General features: G+C 59.4%; 15 protein-coding genes, 2 tRNA genes and 1 pseudogene. 8 read left to right on the top strand and 10 right to left on the bottom strand.

The genetic code is table 11. The features are described from left to right. Positions 1-43 precede the first annotated feature (43 nt). Both hisC and RTCIAT899_RS04870 read right to left on the bottom strand, forming a co-directional pair. Positions 44-1,102, bottom strand: a complete 1,059-nt coding sequence (gene hisC, locus RTCIAT899_RS04875) for a histidinol-phosphate transaminase (RefSeq protein WP_015339117.1) — start codon at positions 1,100-1,102, stop codon at positions 44-46. A gap of 165 nt (positions 1,103-1,267) precedes the next feature. Then, on the bottom strand, positions 1,268-2,191 hold the full coding sequence (locus RTCIAT899_RS04870; RefSeq protein WP_041677824.1) for a LysR family transcriptional regulator: 924 nt from the start codon (positions 2,189-2,191) through the stop codon (positions 1,268-1,270). Between the two features lie 179 nt (positions 2,192-2,370). Here RTCIAT899_RS04870 and RTCIAT899_RS04865 point away from each other — a divergent pair. The 4 genes and pseudogenes from RTCIAT899_RS04865 (at position 2,371) to RTCIAT899_RS04850 (ending at position 7,471) form a co-directional block, all read left to right on the top strand. Then, positions 2,371-3,920, top strand: a pseudogene (locus tag RTCIAT899_RS04865) (MFS transporter). A 226-nt stretch (positions 3,921-4,146) separates the two neighbouring features. After that, entirely contained in the window at positions 4,147-4,488 is a 342-nt protein-coding gene (locus tag RTCIAT899_RS04860; RefSeq protein WP_015339115.1) for a hypothetical protein, read from the top strand. A 421-nt stretch (positions 4,489-4,909) separates the two neighbouring features. Continuing rightward, entirely contained in the window at positions 4,910-5,971 is a 1,062-nt protein-coding gene (locus tag RTCIAT899_RS04855) for a porin (RefSeq protein WP_015339114.1), read from the top strand. A gap of 441 nt (positions 5,972-6,412) precedes the next feature. Then, the gene (locus tag RTCIAT899_RS04850; protein ID WP_015339113.1) at positions 6,413-7,471 is read left to right on the top strand and encodes a 3-deoxy-7-phosphoheptulonate synthase; all 1,059 of its coding nucleotides are present in this window, start codon (positions 6,413-6,415) and stop codon (positions 7,469-7,471) included. Positions 7,472-7,500: 29 nt separating this feature from the next. Here the strand turns inward: RTCIAT899_RS04850 and RTCIAT899_RS04845 are convergent, their stop codons facing one another. From RTCIAT899_RS04845 to RTCIAT899_RS04820, 6 genes are all read right to left on the bottom strand, one after another. Then, entirely contained in the window at positions 7,501-7,917 is a 417-nt protein-coding gene (locus tag RTCIAT899_RS04845) for a DUF6314 family protein (protein WP_015339112.1), read from the bottom strand. Next, positions 7,914-8,441: a peptide-methionine (S)-S-oxide reductase MsrA gene (gene msrA, locus RTCIAT899_RS04840; RefSeq protein ID WP_015339111.1), complete on the bottom strand. Its 528-nt coding sequence runs from the start codon at positions 8,439-8,441 to the stop codon at positions 7,914-7,916. The genes RTCIAT899_RS04845 and msrA overlap by 4 nt, the downstream gene beginning before the upstream one ends. Continuing rightward, complete coding sequence (gene msrB / locus RTCIAT899_RS04835) at positions 8,438-8,887, bottom strand: peptide-methionine (R)-S-oxide reductase MsrB (protein WP_015339110.1); 450 nt, start codon at positions 8,885-8,887, stop codon at positions 8,438-8,440. Before msrB ends, msrA begins: the two co-directional genes overlap by 4 nt. A 181-nt stretch (positions 8,888-9,068) precedes the next feature. Continuing rightward, positions 9,069-9,566, bottom strand: a complete 498-nt coding sequence (locus RTCIAT899_RS04830; RefSeq protein ID WP_015339109.1) for a GAF domain-containing protein — start codon at positions 9,564-9,566, stop codon at positions 9,069-9,071. A 37-nt stretch (positions 9,567-9,603) separates the two neighbouring features. Further along, positions 9,604-10,314: a pentapeptide repeat-containing protein gene (locus tag RTCIAT899_RS04825; RefSeq protein WP_015339108.1), complete on the bottom strand. Its 711-nt coding sequence runs from the start codon at positions 10,312-10,314 to the stop codon at positions 9,604-9,606. Between the two features lie 428 nt (positions 10,315-10,742). Next, a tRNA-Pro gene (locus tag RTCIAT899_RS04820) sits at positions 10,743-10,819 on the bottom strand. A 303-nt stretch (positions 10,820-11,122) separates the two neighbouring features. On the opposite strand from RTCIAT899_RS04820, the gene RTCIAT899_RS04815 reads away from it, so the two are divergent. Further along, entirely contained in the window at positions 11,123-11,548 is a 426-nt protein-coding gene (locus tag RTCIAT899_RS04815; protein WP_041677272.1) for a hypothetical protein, read from the top strand. A gap of 180 nt (positions 11,549-11,728) precedes the next feature. Beyond that, positions 11,729-12,109 (top strand): hypothetical protein, encoded by a 381-nt coding sequence (locus RTCIAT899_RS04810; RefSeq protein WP_015339106.1) that lies wholly within the window; start codon positions 11,729-11,731, stop codon positions 12,107-12,109. A 25-nt stretch (positions 12,110-12,134) separates the two neighbouring features. Here the strand turns inward: RTCIAT899_RS04810 and RTCIAT899_RS04805 are convergent. Then, positions 12,135-12,209 (bottom strand) — tRNA-Gln (locus tag RTCIAT899_RS04805). Positions 12,210-12,367: 158 nt separating this feature from the next. Here RTCIAT899_RS04805 and RTCIAT899_RS04800 point away from each other — a divergent pair. Together RTCIAT899_RS04800 and RTCIAT899_RS04795 are read left to right on the top strand one after the other, a co-directional pair. Beyond that, a complete protein-coding gene (locus tag RTCIAT899_RS04800) occupies positions 12,368-12,670 on the top strand; it encodes a cupin domain-containing protein (protein ID WP_015339105.1) in 303 nt (100 codons plus the stop codon). Further along, positions 12,667-13,575, top strand: coding sequence for an MBL fold metallo-hydrolase (locus RTCIAT899_RS04795; protein WP_015339104.1), 909 nt, complete (start codon positions 12,667-12,669; stop codon positions 13,573-13,575). The genes RTCIAT899_RS04800 and RTCIAT899_RS04795 overlap by 4 nt, the downstream gene beginning before the upstream one ends. 225 nt (positions 13,576-13,800) lie before the next feature. Here RTCIAT899_RS04795 and RTCIAT899_RS04790 read toward each other — a convergent pair whose 3' ends face one another. Next, the gene (locus RTCIAT899_RS04790; RefSeq protein ID WP_015339103.1) at positions 13,801-14,733 is read right to left on the bottom strand and encodes a DUF1499 domain-containing protein; all 933 of its coding nucleotides are present in this window, start codon (positions 14,731-14,733) and stop codon (positions 13,801-13,803) included. Positions 14,734-14,936: the final 203 nt, after the last annotated feature.

Genomic DNA, 14,936 nt, shown 5'->3' with positions numbered 1-14,936 from the left:
TACTCACCCAATCAGCCCTGGAGCAATCGCCCAAAGCTTGCGATCACCGCAATATCTCGCCGAAAGCCGCCACCAGGCGGTCGCACTCCTCATCCGTTCCAATCGTGATGCGCAGGAAGTCGTCGATACGCTCGGCGGAAAACCGTCTTACCAGAATGTTCCTGCTCCGAAGCTCTGCCGCGAGTTCCACACCCGGCCTGCTCGGATGCCGCGCGAAGAGAAAATTGGCGGATGACGGCAGAACGTGAAAGCCCAGATCTCCGAGTTCGGCGGCCAGCCGTTCCCGGCTGGCGATGATCATGGCGCGATGGCGTTCGAACCAGTCCCGATCCTTCCAGGCGGCGACGGCACCTGCCTGAGCAAGCCGATCAAGAGGATAGGAATTGAAGCTGTCCTTGACCCTTTCCAGTGCCTCGATCAGCGGCCGTTGCCCGACAGCGAAACCGACGCGCAAGCCGGCAAGCCCGCGCGATTTCGACAGGGTCTGGATCACCAAGAGGTTCGGATATGTCCGGACAAGCGGAACGGCGCTCTCACCGCCGAAATCGACATAGGCCTCGTCGATGACGACGACCTGATCAGGATGATCCCTAAGAAGAGTTTCAATATCCGCCAGAGGCAGGCCGATGCCTGTCGGCGCATTGGGATTGGGCAGGATGATTGCACCGCAGGGCTGGCGATAATCCTCGAGGCGGACCCGCATTTCGGCATCGACCGGAACTTGCCGGTACGCCACGCCGAAGAGGCGGCAATAGGTCGGATAGAAGCTGTAGCTGATGTCGGGGAAAAGCAAGGGCTCATCATGGTTCAGCAGCGCCTGGAACGTGTGAGCCAAAACCTCGTCCGATCCATTGCCGACGAAGACCTCGTCCTTGTCGAGCCCGAAACTCTCGGCGATTGTAACACGCAACTCCCGCGCCGTCGGATCCGGATAGAGCCGCAGTGTGTCGGCTGTAGCCTTCGAGATCGCCTCCAGGGCAAGCGGCGAAGGACCGTAAGGGCTCTCATTGGTGTTGAGCTTGATTATGTCGCCGGTGGCTGGCTGCTCGCCGGCGACATAGGGGATCAAGGAATGAACAATAGGGCTCCAGAAGCGGCTCATCGTGATTTCCAAAGTTAGCGACTGCAGACCGATCGTGCGGCAAGTCTGTATATGAGCAAACACCGTCGCAAACTCGAGCTCCCGCGACAACTGCCTCCCGAGCAATTCTGAAATTATCTCACTCGGCAGGCAAGCGGACCTCAAGCCGATACGATGATCTGTGTCTCAGGCAGCGGTCGTCGCCGGCAAAACATCACAGCTCTTTGCAAACAACCGCTCGCTCAGAAAATCGACGAAAACCCGAACCTTGGGCGACATATGGCGATTGGACGGCCAGAGCAGATGGAAATGGCCGGGTTCGTCGATAAAATCATCGAGAACGGTTCTGAGCGTTCCTTCCGCAAGCGTACTGCGCACGAGGAAATCCGGCATACAGCCGATGCCGAGGCCGGCAACGGTCGCGCCGCGCACTGCCTCCATATTGTTGCAGGAGAAGGCTGTCCGCATCCGCAGCTCCGGCTCACCTTCCGGCATGGTCAGTGGCCAATCCTGCAGCTTGCCGCTGTTGGGAAAGCGAAACCTGACGGCCAGATGCTCGTTGAGTGCGCGGGGGCAATCGGGAATGCCGAGGCGTTCGAGATAGCTGGGCGCAGCGCAGAGCAGCATCTGAAACGGCCGCAAGGTACGCGATATCAGCCGCGAATCCGGCAGATCGCCGCTGCGGATCGCAACATCGACGCCCTCCTCGATCATGTCGACGATGCGGTCGTTGAAATCGATGTCGAGTTCGACCTCGGGATAACGGACCACGAATTCCGGCACGACGGGCAAGAGGAAGTGATAGCTGACGATGGGCACGCTGACACGCAACCGCCCGCGCGGCACGGCGACCGCCTGCGCAAGCGAAGCCTGCGCATCCTCGAGATCGTCGAGCACCCGCCGGCAGCGTTCATGAAAGAGACGCCCCTCCTCGGTCAACCGGATGCTGCGCGTGGAACGCTGCAGCAGCCGGACGCCAAGCTGATGCTCCAGATTGCTGACCGCCTTGCCGACGGCGGATGCCGAAAGGCCGAGCACGCGTCCGGCAGCGGCAAAGCTGCCGAGATCCGCGGTGCGAACAAAGGCCGTCAGGCCGCTCAAACGATCCATGGTGCATTCCATTCGAGAGTTTTATTCCGGTATATATGGAAAACTAGCGCAATTATCATCCGATTACAGCAAATATATCCTGCTTGAGTCATTTGAAGCGCGCGAGCACCGGCCGATGGCCAGCACCACTCCCAAGGTTGCCCGCCGCTTTCCCCTTGCTCGAACCCAACGGTAATCCGATGACCTCTCCACAGACAAAGGTCGCAAGTCCGACCGAGAAATTCTTTGTCCTCGTCGCCGTCTGCTGCGCCGCAGCGGCGATGCCGCTGACATTCACCGGCCCCGCTGTTGCCCTGCCGGCCATCAGCCGCACGCTCGGCGGCAGCCCGATCGCACTCAACTGGGTCACCAACGCCTTCATGCTGACCTTCGGCAGCTGCCTGATGGCATCCGGCGCGCTGGCAGACAGCTTTGGCCGGCGGCGTATCTTCCTGGCTGGCGTCGGCTGCTTTGCGCTCTTCTCAGCCGGCTTGGCGCTAGCCGGCAACATCGTCTGGTTCGACATATTGCGGGCACTGCAGGGCCTTGGCGCAGCCGCCGCTTTTTCCGGAGGCATGGCCTCGCTGGCTCAGGAGTTCGACGGCACGGCGCGGATGCGTGCTTTCAGCATCGTCGGCTCCAGCTTCGGCGTTGGCCTCGCCTTCGGGCCAATCGCGTCCGGCCTGATGATCGATGCCTTCGGCTGGCCGTCCATCTTCATTCTCGTGGTCGCCCTGGCGTTGCTCGCACTTGGCCTCGGCGCCTGCTTCCTGCGCGAATCCAAAGATCCCGACGCGGCGGGGCTGGATTGGCCGGGCGCACTGAGCTTCACGCTTGCCTTGACGCTCTTCACCTACGGCGTGCTGCGCGCGCCGGAAACCGGCTGGAGCGATCCGCTCGTCCTCGCCCTGCTGGCCGCGCAGCACTGTTCTTCCTTGCTTTCGGCATCGTCGAGCGCGTCGTGAAACGGCCCATGCTGGATCTCAGCCTCTTTCGCTATCCGCGTTTCGTCGGTGTGCAGCTTCTGGCGGCAGCGCCCGCCTATGCCTTCGTCGTTTTGCTGATCCTGCTGCCCGTGCGCTTCGTCGGCATCGAAGGCATGAGCGAGATCGGTGCCGGGCGGATGATGGTTGCGCTATCCGCGCCGCTGCTCGTCCTGCCGATCGCTGCAGGACTTCTCACCCGCTGGTTCAGCCCCGCAACGATCTGCGGCACCGGCCTCATCATCTCGGCGGCAGGCCTTTTCTGGCTCAGCCATCTTGCTGCAGGCTCGGCTCCATTTGTCCTCATCGGCCCGCTGCTGACGATCGGCGTCGGCATCAGCCTGCCTTGGGGCTTGATGGATGGGCTCGCCGTCAGCGTTGTTCCCAAGGAGCGAGCCGGCATGGCAACCGGCATTTTCAGCACCACCCGCGTCGCCGGCGAAGGGGTCGCACTTGCCATCGTCAGCGCCGTTCTCTCCGCCCTTATCCAGTCGAAGCTCGGTGAGCACGCCGCTATGGCTGCACAGCAGCTCGTAACCGGCAATCTCGCCGCCGCAGCATCGAATGTGCCCGCGATCGGTCACGACGCTCTTATCCAGAGCTATGGCGACGCCTTCAGCACACTGCTCTGGCTACTGACCGGCATCACTGTTCTGACGGCAGCCGTTGTCTTTTCCTTCCTCGGCCGATCGTCAGCAAGCGCCGTCGCAGAAGATGCCGAACAACCGGGAGAGGAAGAGGATACGATGCGCGCATCGAACGCTTAAGCAATGTTGGCGGCTGACCGGAAAATTACTCGGTCAGTCCGCCCCGACCCGGCATAACAAGAAGGCCGATCGAAGACCGAAAAACCTGCCACGCTGCAACAGAATGTTTCGAGGCCACATAAAATGTGCGCGCCAGATCCATCTGCGAACGCTCCCCTGGGCAGCGCCCGGTTGGCGTTTATATCCACCGCTGCTATATCATATCCGCATGATATCAGACCGGTTTTTGAAGATTATTGCCTGGACCTATATAGCGGCGCTCGTCGGCGTGACGCTCGCACATCTCAATTGGCAGGCCGCATTCGGCAATCCGTTCGACATTTTTCGCGCCGCCGCACTCTGTGTCGCAGGCATGCTGGCGCGCCTCGCTTATCCGCAATCCCCCTCTTTCACCTGCCTTTTGATGATCGGCAGCGTATTGGCGCTTTCCGTTTCGCATCTTCTGGCGAACGGGAATTTTGGTTCGACGCTAGACATTATCGTTGGCATGACCAGCGGGCTTTGGGGAATTATGATCGGCTCGATGCTGGCCAAGCTCCTCATCCCGGCTTCGAAGCGGCCCGCCTGATATTAACCCGCACAGGAAGAGCAACATCGACCGCGCGGACATGCCTTCTTGGCCGTGGCCCTCAATTGCGTCGGCGGGCAATTGTGCTCGGATATCCGGATGGCAACAATATTTTGAAACAATAATGAACGAGTAAGCGACCTATTGTACACGAAGGTGACTATTGCGCAGCAAACATTATGGATCACTTAGCATCTTTATTTGCTGATGTTGCTTTCCTGCAACTGAAACTTAAATTTCACGAAAAAGTCATTCCGAGAAAAATATATCATATAACTTTATAGGAATTGGTCTCTAATAAGGACCAGAAGCGGGTGGGGCCCGTTTCTCCCGAGTCGGGGTTTTAAACAGGGATAGGGTAAGGGCACGTCGATTTTCGGCGCGATAGCCTATGCCCAATCTATATTGGATTGGAGTTTTTATGAACATCAAGAGCCTTCTTCTCGGCTCCGCTGCTGCCCTGGCAGCAGTTTCTGGCGCTCACGCAGCCGACGCTATCGTTGCTGCCGAGCCGGAACCGCTCGAATACGTCCGCATCTGCGACGCATATGGCGCTGGCTACTTCTTCATCCCGGGCTCGGAAACCTGCCTCAAGATCGGCGGTTATGTCCGTACCGAAGGCAAGTGGTACGATGCCTACAACCCGGACAGCCATAACGGTACGCTGTGGCACACGCGTGCTCATCTGAGCCTCGACACGGCAACCGACACTGAATACGGTCCGCTGAAGACCAACACGGTCATCCGCTTCGACTGGCAGGATGGCGGCGCGACCACCACGAAGCTGCTGTTCGCAAACATCAGCCTCGGCGGTTTCCTCGTCGGTAAGGCTGACTCCCAGTACAACTCGTACATCGGTTACGCTGGCGGCGTCATCAACGACGACGTGGTCAATGACGGCCCGTACGAACTCAACCAGTTGACCTACAACTACGACGCCGGCAACGGCTTCACGGCTGTGGTCTCGGTTGAAGACAGCAATTCCGGTTCGGGCGCTAAGGGCGTCAACGGCGAAGACAGCACCAACCACTACATCCCTGACGTTGTTGCCGGTGCTGGTTACAAGGCTGGCAACTTCGGCTTCAAGATCGTCGGCGGTTACGACTCGATCGTCGAAGAAGGCGCCATCAAGGCTCGCGTCGATGCCGACTTCGGCGTCTTCAAGGCCTTCTTGATGGGCGGCTGGAACACCGATGGCGACAAGCTGAACAAGTACGCAAACGCCAACGGCGCCGGCCCTGCCAAGGGTATCGGCTGGGGCGATTGGGCTGTTTGGGGCGGCGTCACCGTTCCGATCAACGAAAAGCTGCAGGCTAACGCTCAGGTTGCTTACACCGACTCGAAGATCTTCGCCGCTACGGCGAACGTCAAGTGGAACCCGGTCAAGAACCTCCAGATCACGCCGGAAGTTTCCTACACCAACTGGGACTCCATCAATCAGGACCAGTGGGCTGGCGTTCTCCGCTTCCAGCGCAGCTTCTAATAGCTCGTTTACGAAATCTGATCTGACTTGACCCCTGATCGGATGGGGATCGGCCTGACTTCCAGCGAAGTCCGGCCGATCCTTCCGAGCCAGGGGTTCGTTATTTCTCTCAGGCAGGCCCAGGGATTAACTTGCCGAGGAGCTCCGGCGAGATGGGTCTGTGAGCCGAGTACACTGGCATTTGGCCCTAAATGAAGGCCTCTTGACGCTACCCTCTCAATTCTCATTCTCCCTCATCGACATCAGGCATTTTTTATCGTAGAGACGACCCATGTCTTTGACCTTCGCATATGCCTCGCGATTTTATTCGTACCGCTGCTCTCAGCGGAGGCGGGCCTGTGCGTAGTTAGAAGAGACACGACAGCAAAAGACCCGAACCAGCCGCTAGTCTACCTGGCGGCTTTTTTGTCGCCACGGTATGACCCAAAAGGAACCGATACCGTGTTGAATTCCACCGACGACTTGCGCATTGTCGAGATCACGGCGCTGACGCCGCCCTCTCGGATCATTGACGAAATCCCTCGCGACGAAGCCGTGACGACGACCGTTACCGGCGCGCGCAACGCCGTTCACAACATTCTGCGTGATGAAGACGACCGACTGATCGTCGTCATCGGCCCCTGCTCCATCCACGATCCAGCCGCAGCGCTCGATTACGCGGCGCGACTGAAAGAACAGCGGGATCGCTTCGCCGACGATCTCGAAATCATCATGCGCGTCTATTTCGAGAAACCGCGCACGACGGTGGGCTGGAAGGGCCTGATCAACGACCCGCATCTCGACGGCAGCTACCGCATCGAAGAAGGTCTGCGCATTGCCCGCAAGCTGCTGTTCGATGTCAACGAGATCGGCTTGCCGGCAGGCTGCGAATATCTCGATACGATCACGCCGCAATATATTTCCGATCTGGTGAGCTGGGGCGCGATCGGCGCGAGGACAACCGAAAGCCAGGTGCATCGGCAGCTGGCATCCGGCCTCTCCTGCCCTGTCGGTTTCAAGAACGGCACGAATGGCGATGTGCGCATCGCGCTCGACGCGATCGTCGCGGCATCACAGCCGCATCACTTCCCCGCCGTGACCAAGGAAGGTCTTGCTGCGATCGCCTCGACCCGCGGCAATGAGGACTGTCACATCATCCTGCGCGGCGGCAAAGAGCCCAACTATGATGCAGCCAGCGTGCAGTCGACGGCAGAACAGTCTCTCAAGGTGGGTCTTGAGCCACGCATCATCATCGATGCCAGCCATGCCAACAGCAGCAAGAACCCGGAAAATCAGCCGCTCGTCGTCACGTCAGTCGCCGAGCAGGTTGCAGCCGGCAACCGGCGGATCAAGGGCATGATGATGGAGAGCAATCTCGTTGCAGGCCGCCAGGATCTCGTGCCGGGCAAGCCGCTGGTCTATGGCCAGAGCATCACCGATGGCTGCATCGACTGGCCGACCTCCGTGCGTACGCTGGAAGACCTGGCAAAGGCCGTCCGGGCACGGCGCCAGACGCGCTAACACCGTCTCTCATTCGAGAGAGGTTCGGGTCAAATGCGTCGGTAGTGCGCGAGGCTCAGATAGTTCTTTCTGGGTCCGCGCACTTGCCACATCTCCGCCCAGGAGTCGGGCGAGCGAAAGAACAGGCGACCCCGGTAAAGATCGTCACCGCAATGATGTGCGACACGCTGCGCGGCGCCGTCACCGATGCGAATAAATTCGGAAAGATTGGGGAAGAGCACGACGAGATTATCGACCGCTTCATCAAGCCGATAGGTGCGGCTGCTTCTCAGCGTCGCCTGGTCGCTTCGCGTATCGCCGTGTTCTTCGAACTGGACAGGCGTGACAAACGCCTGCCCTTCGAATGTGAGCAGGGAGCGGTTGAAGCGATCGAGGATTCGCCGCTTCACCTCCCATGTGCCGAGATAGAGGTTCAGCCGGTCAGTACCGGCCGATCCTTTCATCATGAGGCCGCACGCTGCGTTGCGTCAGCCTGCCGGCGGGGCAGTTTCCAGCCGGGCCGGACAAAATGGCAGGTATAGCCGTTCGGATAGCGCTCCAGATAATCCTGGTGCTCCGGTTCTGCCTGCCAGAAGTCGCCGACCGGCGCGACCTCGGTGACGACCTTGCCGGGCCATAGGCCGGAAGCGTCGACATCGGCGATCGTATCAAGCGCGACCTGTTTCTGCTCTTCGCTGGTGTAGAAGATCGCCGAGCGGTAGCTCAAGCCGACATCGTTGCCCTGACGATTGCGAGTGGAGGGATCATGGATCTGGAAGAAGAATTCCAATAGATCGCGATAGCTGATCTTCTGCGGATCGAAAATGATTTCGATCGCCTCGGCATGGGTGCCATGGTTGCGATAAGTGGCGTTGCGGACATCGCCGCCGCTGTAGCCGACGCGCGTCGAGATGACGCCGTTGTAACGGCGGATGAGATCCTGCATACCCCAGAAGCAACCGCCGGCGAGAACTGCACGTTCCGTTGTCATCTTACATCCTCCACTTGATCAATATAGGCACCATAGCCCTCTGCTTCCATGCGGTCACGCGGCACGAAGCGGAGCGAGGCGGAATTGATGCAATAGCGCAGGCCGCCGCGATCGATCGGCCCATCCGGGAAAACATGGCCCAGATGGCTATCGCCATTGGCCGAGCGTACTTCGACGCGGATCATGCCATGCGACTTGTCGGTCAATTCGCTGACGTTGGCGGGTTCAATCGGTTTGGTAAAACTCGGCCAGCCGCAGCCGGAATCGAACTTGTCGGCCGAGGCAAAAAGCGGCTCGCCGGAGACGATGTCGACATAGATGCCGGACTGCTTGTTGTAGAGATATTCGCCGGAGCCGGGACGTTCCGTGCCGCTCTGCTGCGTCACGCGATACTGCTCAGGGGTAAGCTTGGCTACTGCCTCTGCCGTCTTGCTGTATTTGCCCATTGTTGTTCTCCTTGCCCCTTGGCACGTCTTCCGAGCTTGGCCTGACGCCCTCAATGAGGACTGGAGAAGGCCGGAATGAGCTCGATCAGCGCTAAGGGAGTGGTTGCAGAGCCAATATAGGCATCGCATGAACGATTTGCCATATCGATCACGACGGCGTGACGCCTCGCCCTTCCCGCGCTTACCTATTCGCTTCGCTTGAGGCGGCATAAATGGCGGCAAGCGCCTCGATGCCGGCCTGATCGTCACCATCGAAGCGGCCGAGAAGCGGGCTGTCGAGATCGATGACGCCGAAGACCTTTCCATTGCGAAGGAGCGGCACGACCAGCTCCGAGCGCGAGGCCGCATCGCAGGCAATGTGACCGGGAAAGGCATGCACGTCCTCGACGAGGATCGACTGCGCCCTTTCGACCGCCGTCCCGCAGACGCCGCGACCGACGGCAATGCGGACACAGGCTGGCTTTCCCTGGAACGGCCCCAGCACAAGCCCCTCTTCCCGCTGAAGGAAATAGAAGCCCGCCCAATTGAGGTCCGGCAGCATCTGGTAGATCAATGCAGAGGTGTTGGCCGCGTTGGCAATCCAATCGTGCTCACCATCAAGCAAGGCCTTCAGCTGATCCGCAAGTTCTCGATAGAATTCGGGCTTGCTGTCGTGCTGGACCGCTTTTTCTGCAAACATTGACTTGGTCTTTCGAAGTTCCGTCCTGGAGAGACTATCAGTCCTTATCGTCGGGAGGGCAAGGCCAGCTGGACGGCGCCTTCAGCCAAGACGGCAATATGGTCGTATTGTCCCCGCAAGCCAGATTGACCTGGGCCTGCTGCAAACCGCTTGCGTTCGACAGATCGAGACCCTCGATGCGCGTCAAATACATGAAGGCGCCGCTGAAGGAAGTCGATCCGTCCATCACCGCACCGTTCAAGGTCGCGCGCGAGAGATTGGCGAAGGAGAAATTCGCTCCCGTCAGTACGGCCTTGTCGAAATCGGCGCGGCCGAGCTCCGCTTTCTGAAAATCAGCGTTCTTCAGCTGTGCGCCGGCAAATTCGGCCCGCTGCAATTCGGCATTGGCAAAGGACGCGCCGTTGGCAGTAGCGTTGCTGAAATCGGAGCGGTATGCCTCGATCTTGGCGAAGTTGGCGCCATCGGCCTTGGCATTCTTCAGCCAGGCACGCACGAGTGTAGCCTTTTCGAGATTGGCCGAGGTCAGGTTGGTGTCGCTGAGATCAGTGCTGTCGAAATGCGCGCCGGCCAGATTGGCGCCTTTCAGGTCGCTGCTCTGCAGCATGATATTGGCCTTGCTGCAGCCACTCCAATCCAGTCCCGGCCCGGCGACATTGCCGCAATCGCCGGCGCGCAGGGCAGTACCGCCGGAACCCAGAAGAAATGCGGCGCTCAACGCCAGCACCCCAAAGAAGGTTGCGATTCTCAATCTCTTCCCGACAGCATTACCGCGCAAAGCATCGTTATGCTGGCGCCACCCCATGATCGTCTCCCCAACCAATCTGGCCACCCCGTCCACAAGATCCATTCCGTTACTCCGCTACTGCCAGCCGAACTCTCGCCTTGAGTCGGATGCACGTCCCTCTTCCTTGTACATGGTGCTTCGGGCGACAAAAAGAGCCGGTTTTGCAAAAGCATATCTAAGACGTAGCTTGGATGTGAGCCCATGGAGTGGGGAAAGGGCCGAAGGGCACCAGCAGAATTGTAGCAAAACTCCATACGGCCCGCGGCCGGAAGCGGGACAGCGTGATAGAAATGCCGCGATGATATTGGCGGAACCACTCCGGCCTTGCGCAAGCCAGCCAGACAGCATTCCTAAACGGGAGATTTTTCGGGAACAGGATCAGTAATTTAAGCTGGTCGGAGTGGAGTGATTCGAACACTCGACCCCCACGTCCCGAACGTGGTGCGCTACCAGACTGCGCTACACTCCGTGACCAGCGGCGCTTCTATAGACCAGCCATTTTTGATGCACAAGCACCAATCTCAAAAAACCTTTTGATTTTTGACGAAAAAATTACACCCGCATCTGCCTAGAAAATCGGCAGGAAACAGCGGCCGAAAATGCCGGCGTGCAAAAGACGCAACAGATCAAGTAAAATCCCGTTTGTACACAATGATAGGAATTTTCTTTTGCCGGCTTTGGCGCTAAAGCCCTAAGCGGGACAGGTGGAAATGTCGTGGGACAGCGCGGCTTTTCCGCGACCTTTGCGTGACAGAAGCTCAAGGACGACACGATGAATATCCGCATGATCACCGCGGCTGGACTGTTGCTGGCGCTGGCCGGTTGCAGCACCACGACGACAACAACGACAGCAGCCCTGCCGCTGCTTGCGAAGAACCCCGTTCAAGATCGCTGGCAGGGCCAGTCTGCAGGCCGCTTCTTCGCGGCTTACGGACCGCCGCTCTCCGACCGCGACGAAGGCGGCAATCGCGTCTACACCTGGCGCGGCGGCTACAAGAACGTCACCATCGTCAACAAGGAAGGCAAGAAAGCCGGCAAGCGCTCCCTCAGCTGCAAGGCCGACATCGTCACCAACCAGAGCTACGAAATCCGCTCCGTCAAAATCCTCGGCGACCAGCCTGGCGTCAGCGGTTCGTCCTATTGCGCCGAGCTTCTGGCTCCACCGGAAAAGACTGCAAAAGCTGAACAAGCGGACTGAGGCCAAAAGCTTCATCCCGAGACAATATCAACGGGCGGCCTGCGAGGGCGGCCCGTTTTTGTTTGCAAGTCACGCGCCTAAGAGATTTCCCTCTCACTCTTCGTTATTTCACTATAGACATCCCAAAATTTATATCGTTGGTTACAACTTCAGCGTTAATTTACTTTTATTGGTGCTAATATGAAGTTGAAAGCTCTTGCGGCATTAGCTGTGGTATCTGCATTAGCAAGCTGTGCAACCACCCCCGGATCGCCGATGGAAACTTATCTTAATCGCTATGCTGGCGCAGAAACGATTGCTACGAACTGTCCGGCTTATGGCGGATACAGTTCGGTTGCACAGATGCGCGCCGATGCGGAAAAGAACCTTGCCCAGGCGAAAGCACTCGGCGCGACGGACGCGGACGTTAAGAAGGCTCGCGACCGGGTGAACGGAAACTTCGTAGGCGCGTCGATCTTGGTTGGCGACATGCAGACTTGCAGCGCATTCATGAACAAGCTCGCATGGGTAGGATCAACACCTGTTGCGCCCACGGTCGTCAAGCCGAAGAAGGTCAACTGATCACTACTTTGTCGATAGTGGAGTGTGGCTGGGGCGCCAGGATTCGAACCTGGGAATGCCGGTACCAAAAACCGGTGCCTTACCGCTTGGCGACGCCCCAACATGGGAAATGGCTGTCATGCCAGCCAAACCGGCGTCTGATTAGCAAAGGTCGCATCGCGCTACAATGACTAAGTGATGCAGGGACGCATATTTCTGTGTGCTTTCCAGGCGGCTATGATAGGTCTTGTTGCACTGCATTCGAAATGAGGAGGCTTGATGAGCCAGTTTCGCGCGCGCCCTCCGGCCGTCCCCACCGTACTTCTCGACGATGCCGTCTGCCGCATCACGCGCTGGGATTTCGAGCCGGGCGCCGATACCGGGCATCATGTCCATGGCCTCGGCTATGTCGTGGTGCCGATGACCGATTGCCAGTTTCTGCTGGAGGAGCCGGGCGGCGACAGGCGGGTCGATATTGCCAAGGGCGCCGCCTATCGGCGTGAGGCAGGCGCCGAGCACAATGTCGTCAATGCCGGCACCGAGCCGATGTCATTCATCGAAATCGAATACAAGCAATCATGAGCACGCCGGACTTCGACCTCGCCTTCGAACCCGCCTATGGCCGGGCCGTTCCCATTGCGCCCGGCATCGAGCGGATGACGGTCAACAACCCCAGCGCCTTCACGTTCCACGGCACTAACAGCTACATCGTCGGCACCTCCTCCGTCGCCGTCATCGATCCCGGTCCGGAGAATGATGAGCATTTCGCTGCCCTGATGGCGGCGCTGAAAGGACGTGAGGTCACGCATATCTTCGTCAGCCACACCCATCGCGATCACTCGCCGCTGGCCAAGCGATTGAAAGAAGCAACTGGGGCACTGACCGCCGGCGAAGGGCCGCACCGCGCGGCGCGTCCGCTCCATCAGGGCGAGGTCAATCCTTTTGCCGAAAGCTCCGACATGGAATTCCAGCCGGATATCGTGCTTGCCGATGGCCAAAGCGTCGCCGGAGACGGCTGGCAGCTGACGGCGCTGCTGACGCCGGGCCATACGGCCAACCACGCCTGCTTCGCGCTCGACGGCACAGGCATCGTCTTCTCGGCCGATCATGTCATGGCCTGGGCGACCTCGATCGTCGCGCCGCCGGATGGCTCCATGGCGGATTATATGACCTCGCTGGAACGTCTTCTTGCCCGCGACGACCGGTTGTTTCTGCCCGGTCACGGCGGTCCGGTAAAGGAGCCAGCCTCCTTCCTACGCGGCCTCAGAACCCACCGCCGCATGCGCGAGCGCGCCGTGCTGGAGCGCATCAAGGCCGGCGACCGGCTGATCCCGGACATGGTGAAAGCCATCTATCGCGATACGGACCCGCGCCTGCATGGCGCAGCCGCCCTTTCGGTGCTGGCACATCTGGAAGACCTGGTCGAGAAGGGTCAGGTGGAAACCGATGGACCGCCGGCGCTTTTCGGGGCCTATCGCCCGGCTTGAGCTGAGACGGGTGATTATCCGCGATTTCAGAAGTTTGATGGCGGGCACGGTTCCCCCTCTCCCCTTGGGGAGAGGGCAGGGTGAGGGGTATCAAGAGCACGAAAATTCCCGCATCCAAAGCGGCAACCCCCCTCATTCGACCCTTCGGGCCTCCTCGCCGGGGTTGAGCCGCGGGTCTCAACCCGTCCTTCGGACCCCCTTGAGGAGAAGGAGAGGACGCAAGCCTCAGCTTCCGGCGATGCCGAGCAATTCCGCATCCAGTGCCTTCAGATAGTCATCGGCCAGATCGGCGCTGACGCCGAGATCATCCTGGCCGTAGCGGGAGGCGACGCGAATATCGACGAGCGTCGTTTCCGCCTCCTCGCGAATGCGGATCAATATATCGCATGGCAGGCCGAAGATGCGGGTTCGTGTTTCACCCTGCAGGATGACGTCGGTATTCTGGCGGATGAGTTCCGCCACTCCATCACGGAAAGGACGCGGGGTCGGCACCGGAACGATGGCAGGCACATCGCCGGCGGCGCTGCCGTCCTGCGCCGGATTGACGGTCTGCGGGCGTGTACGGCGTTTCGGCTTTACGTTGCCGTTCGGATCCGCGACATCGGCGCCTTCAGCCTTGACGATGGTGATGTGGCGATCATGCGCGACCTTGCGCACCGCTTCCAACACGCGGTCGGACGCACCTTCATAACGCCGGCTGATCAAGGCGGGATAGGCCTCGAACTGCGCCTCGCGTTCCTGCTGCGTGACCAGATGGCGCGGCGGCAGCCACAGTTGCCGTGTATCCGGGGTCGCCAGCCAGTCCGGCGGATCGTTGAGGTCGGTCGAAATCTCATAAATATGCGGGCGCGTCCAGTAACGCTCGACACCGAGGCCGAGAATGGCGAGCGGCAGAGCGGCATAGACAAGCGCCTTGACGGCGGAGACGCCGCCAATGGCAGCGCTCTGCCAGAGCTGCGCCAGGCCGACCAGCGCCAGCAGCACCGCCAGGATCGCGCAGCCGGCAGAAATCAGTAGCAGCAGGACGAAATAAGGCGTTTCCAGCGGCGCAAAACGGTGGCCGATCAGCGTCACGCCACAGAGCACCGATGCAAATGAAGCGATCAAACGCGCGGCACGGGCGGCATGTGAAACAGGACGGTCGAAACGAATGGTCATCAAAGGCTCGTCGGCGCGTCGGATCGGAAGCCGGATGCACCGAATCCCGGAAAGCGACTTATGTTTAGATCAAGAAATGCCGAAAATAAATCGAATGTCACGGCATCGTCGTCCAATGTTTTGTCGAAGCTCAAACCAGTAACGCCTAGACCAAAAACGTGAGCACTTGCTTAAATTCCTAAAAAAGGCCATGCTTTAGCGTT

Origin of the sequence: Rhizobium tropici CIAT 899 (genome assembly GCF_000330885.1) — a bacterium.
Classification (GTDB): Bacteria; Pseudomonadota; Alphaproteobacteria; order Rhizobiales; family Rhizobiaceae; genus Rhizobium; species Rhizobium tropici.
Note: the sequence above shows the minus strand (reverse complement) of the source record. Positions and strands in the feature narration are given on the sequence as shown.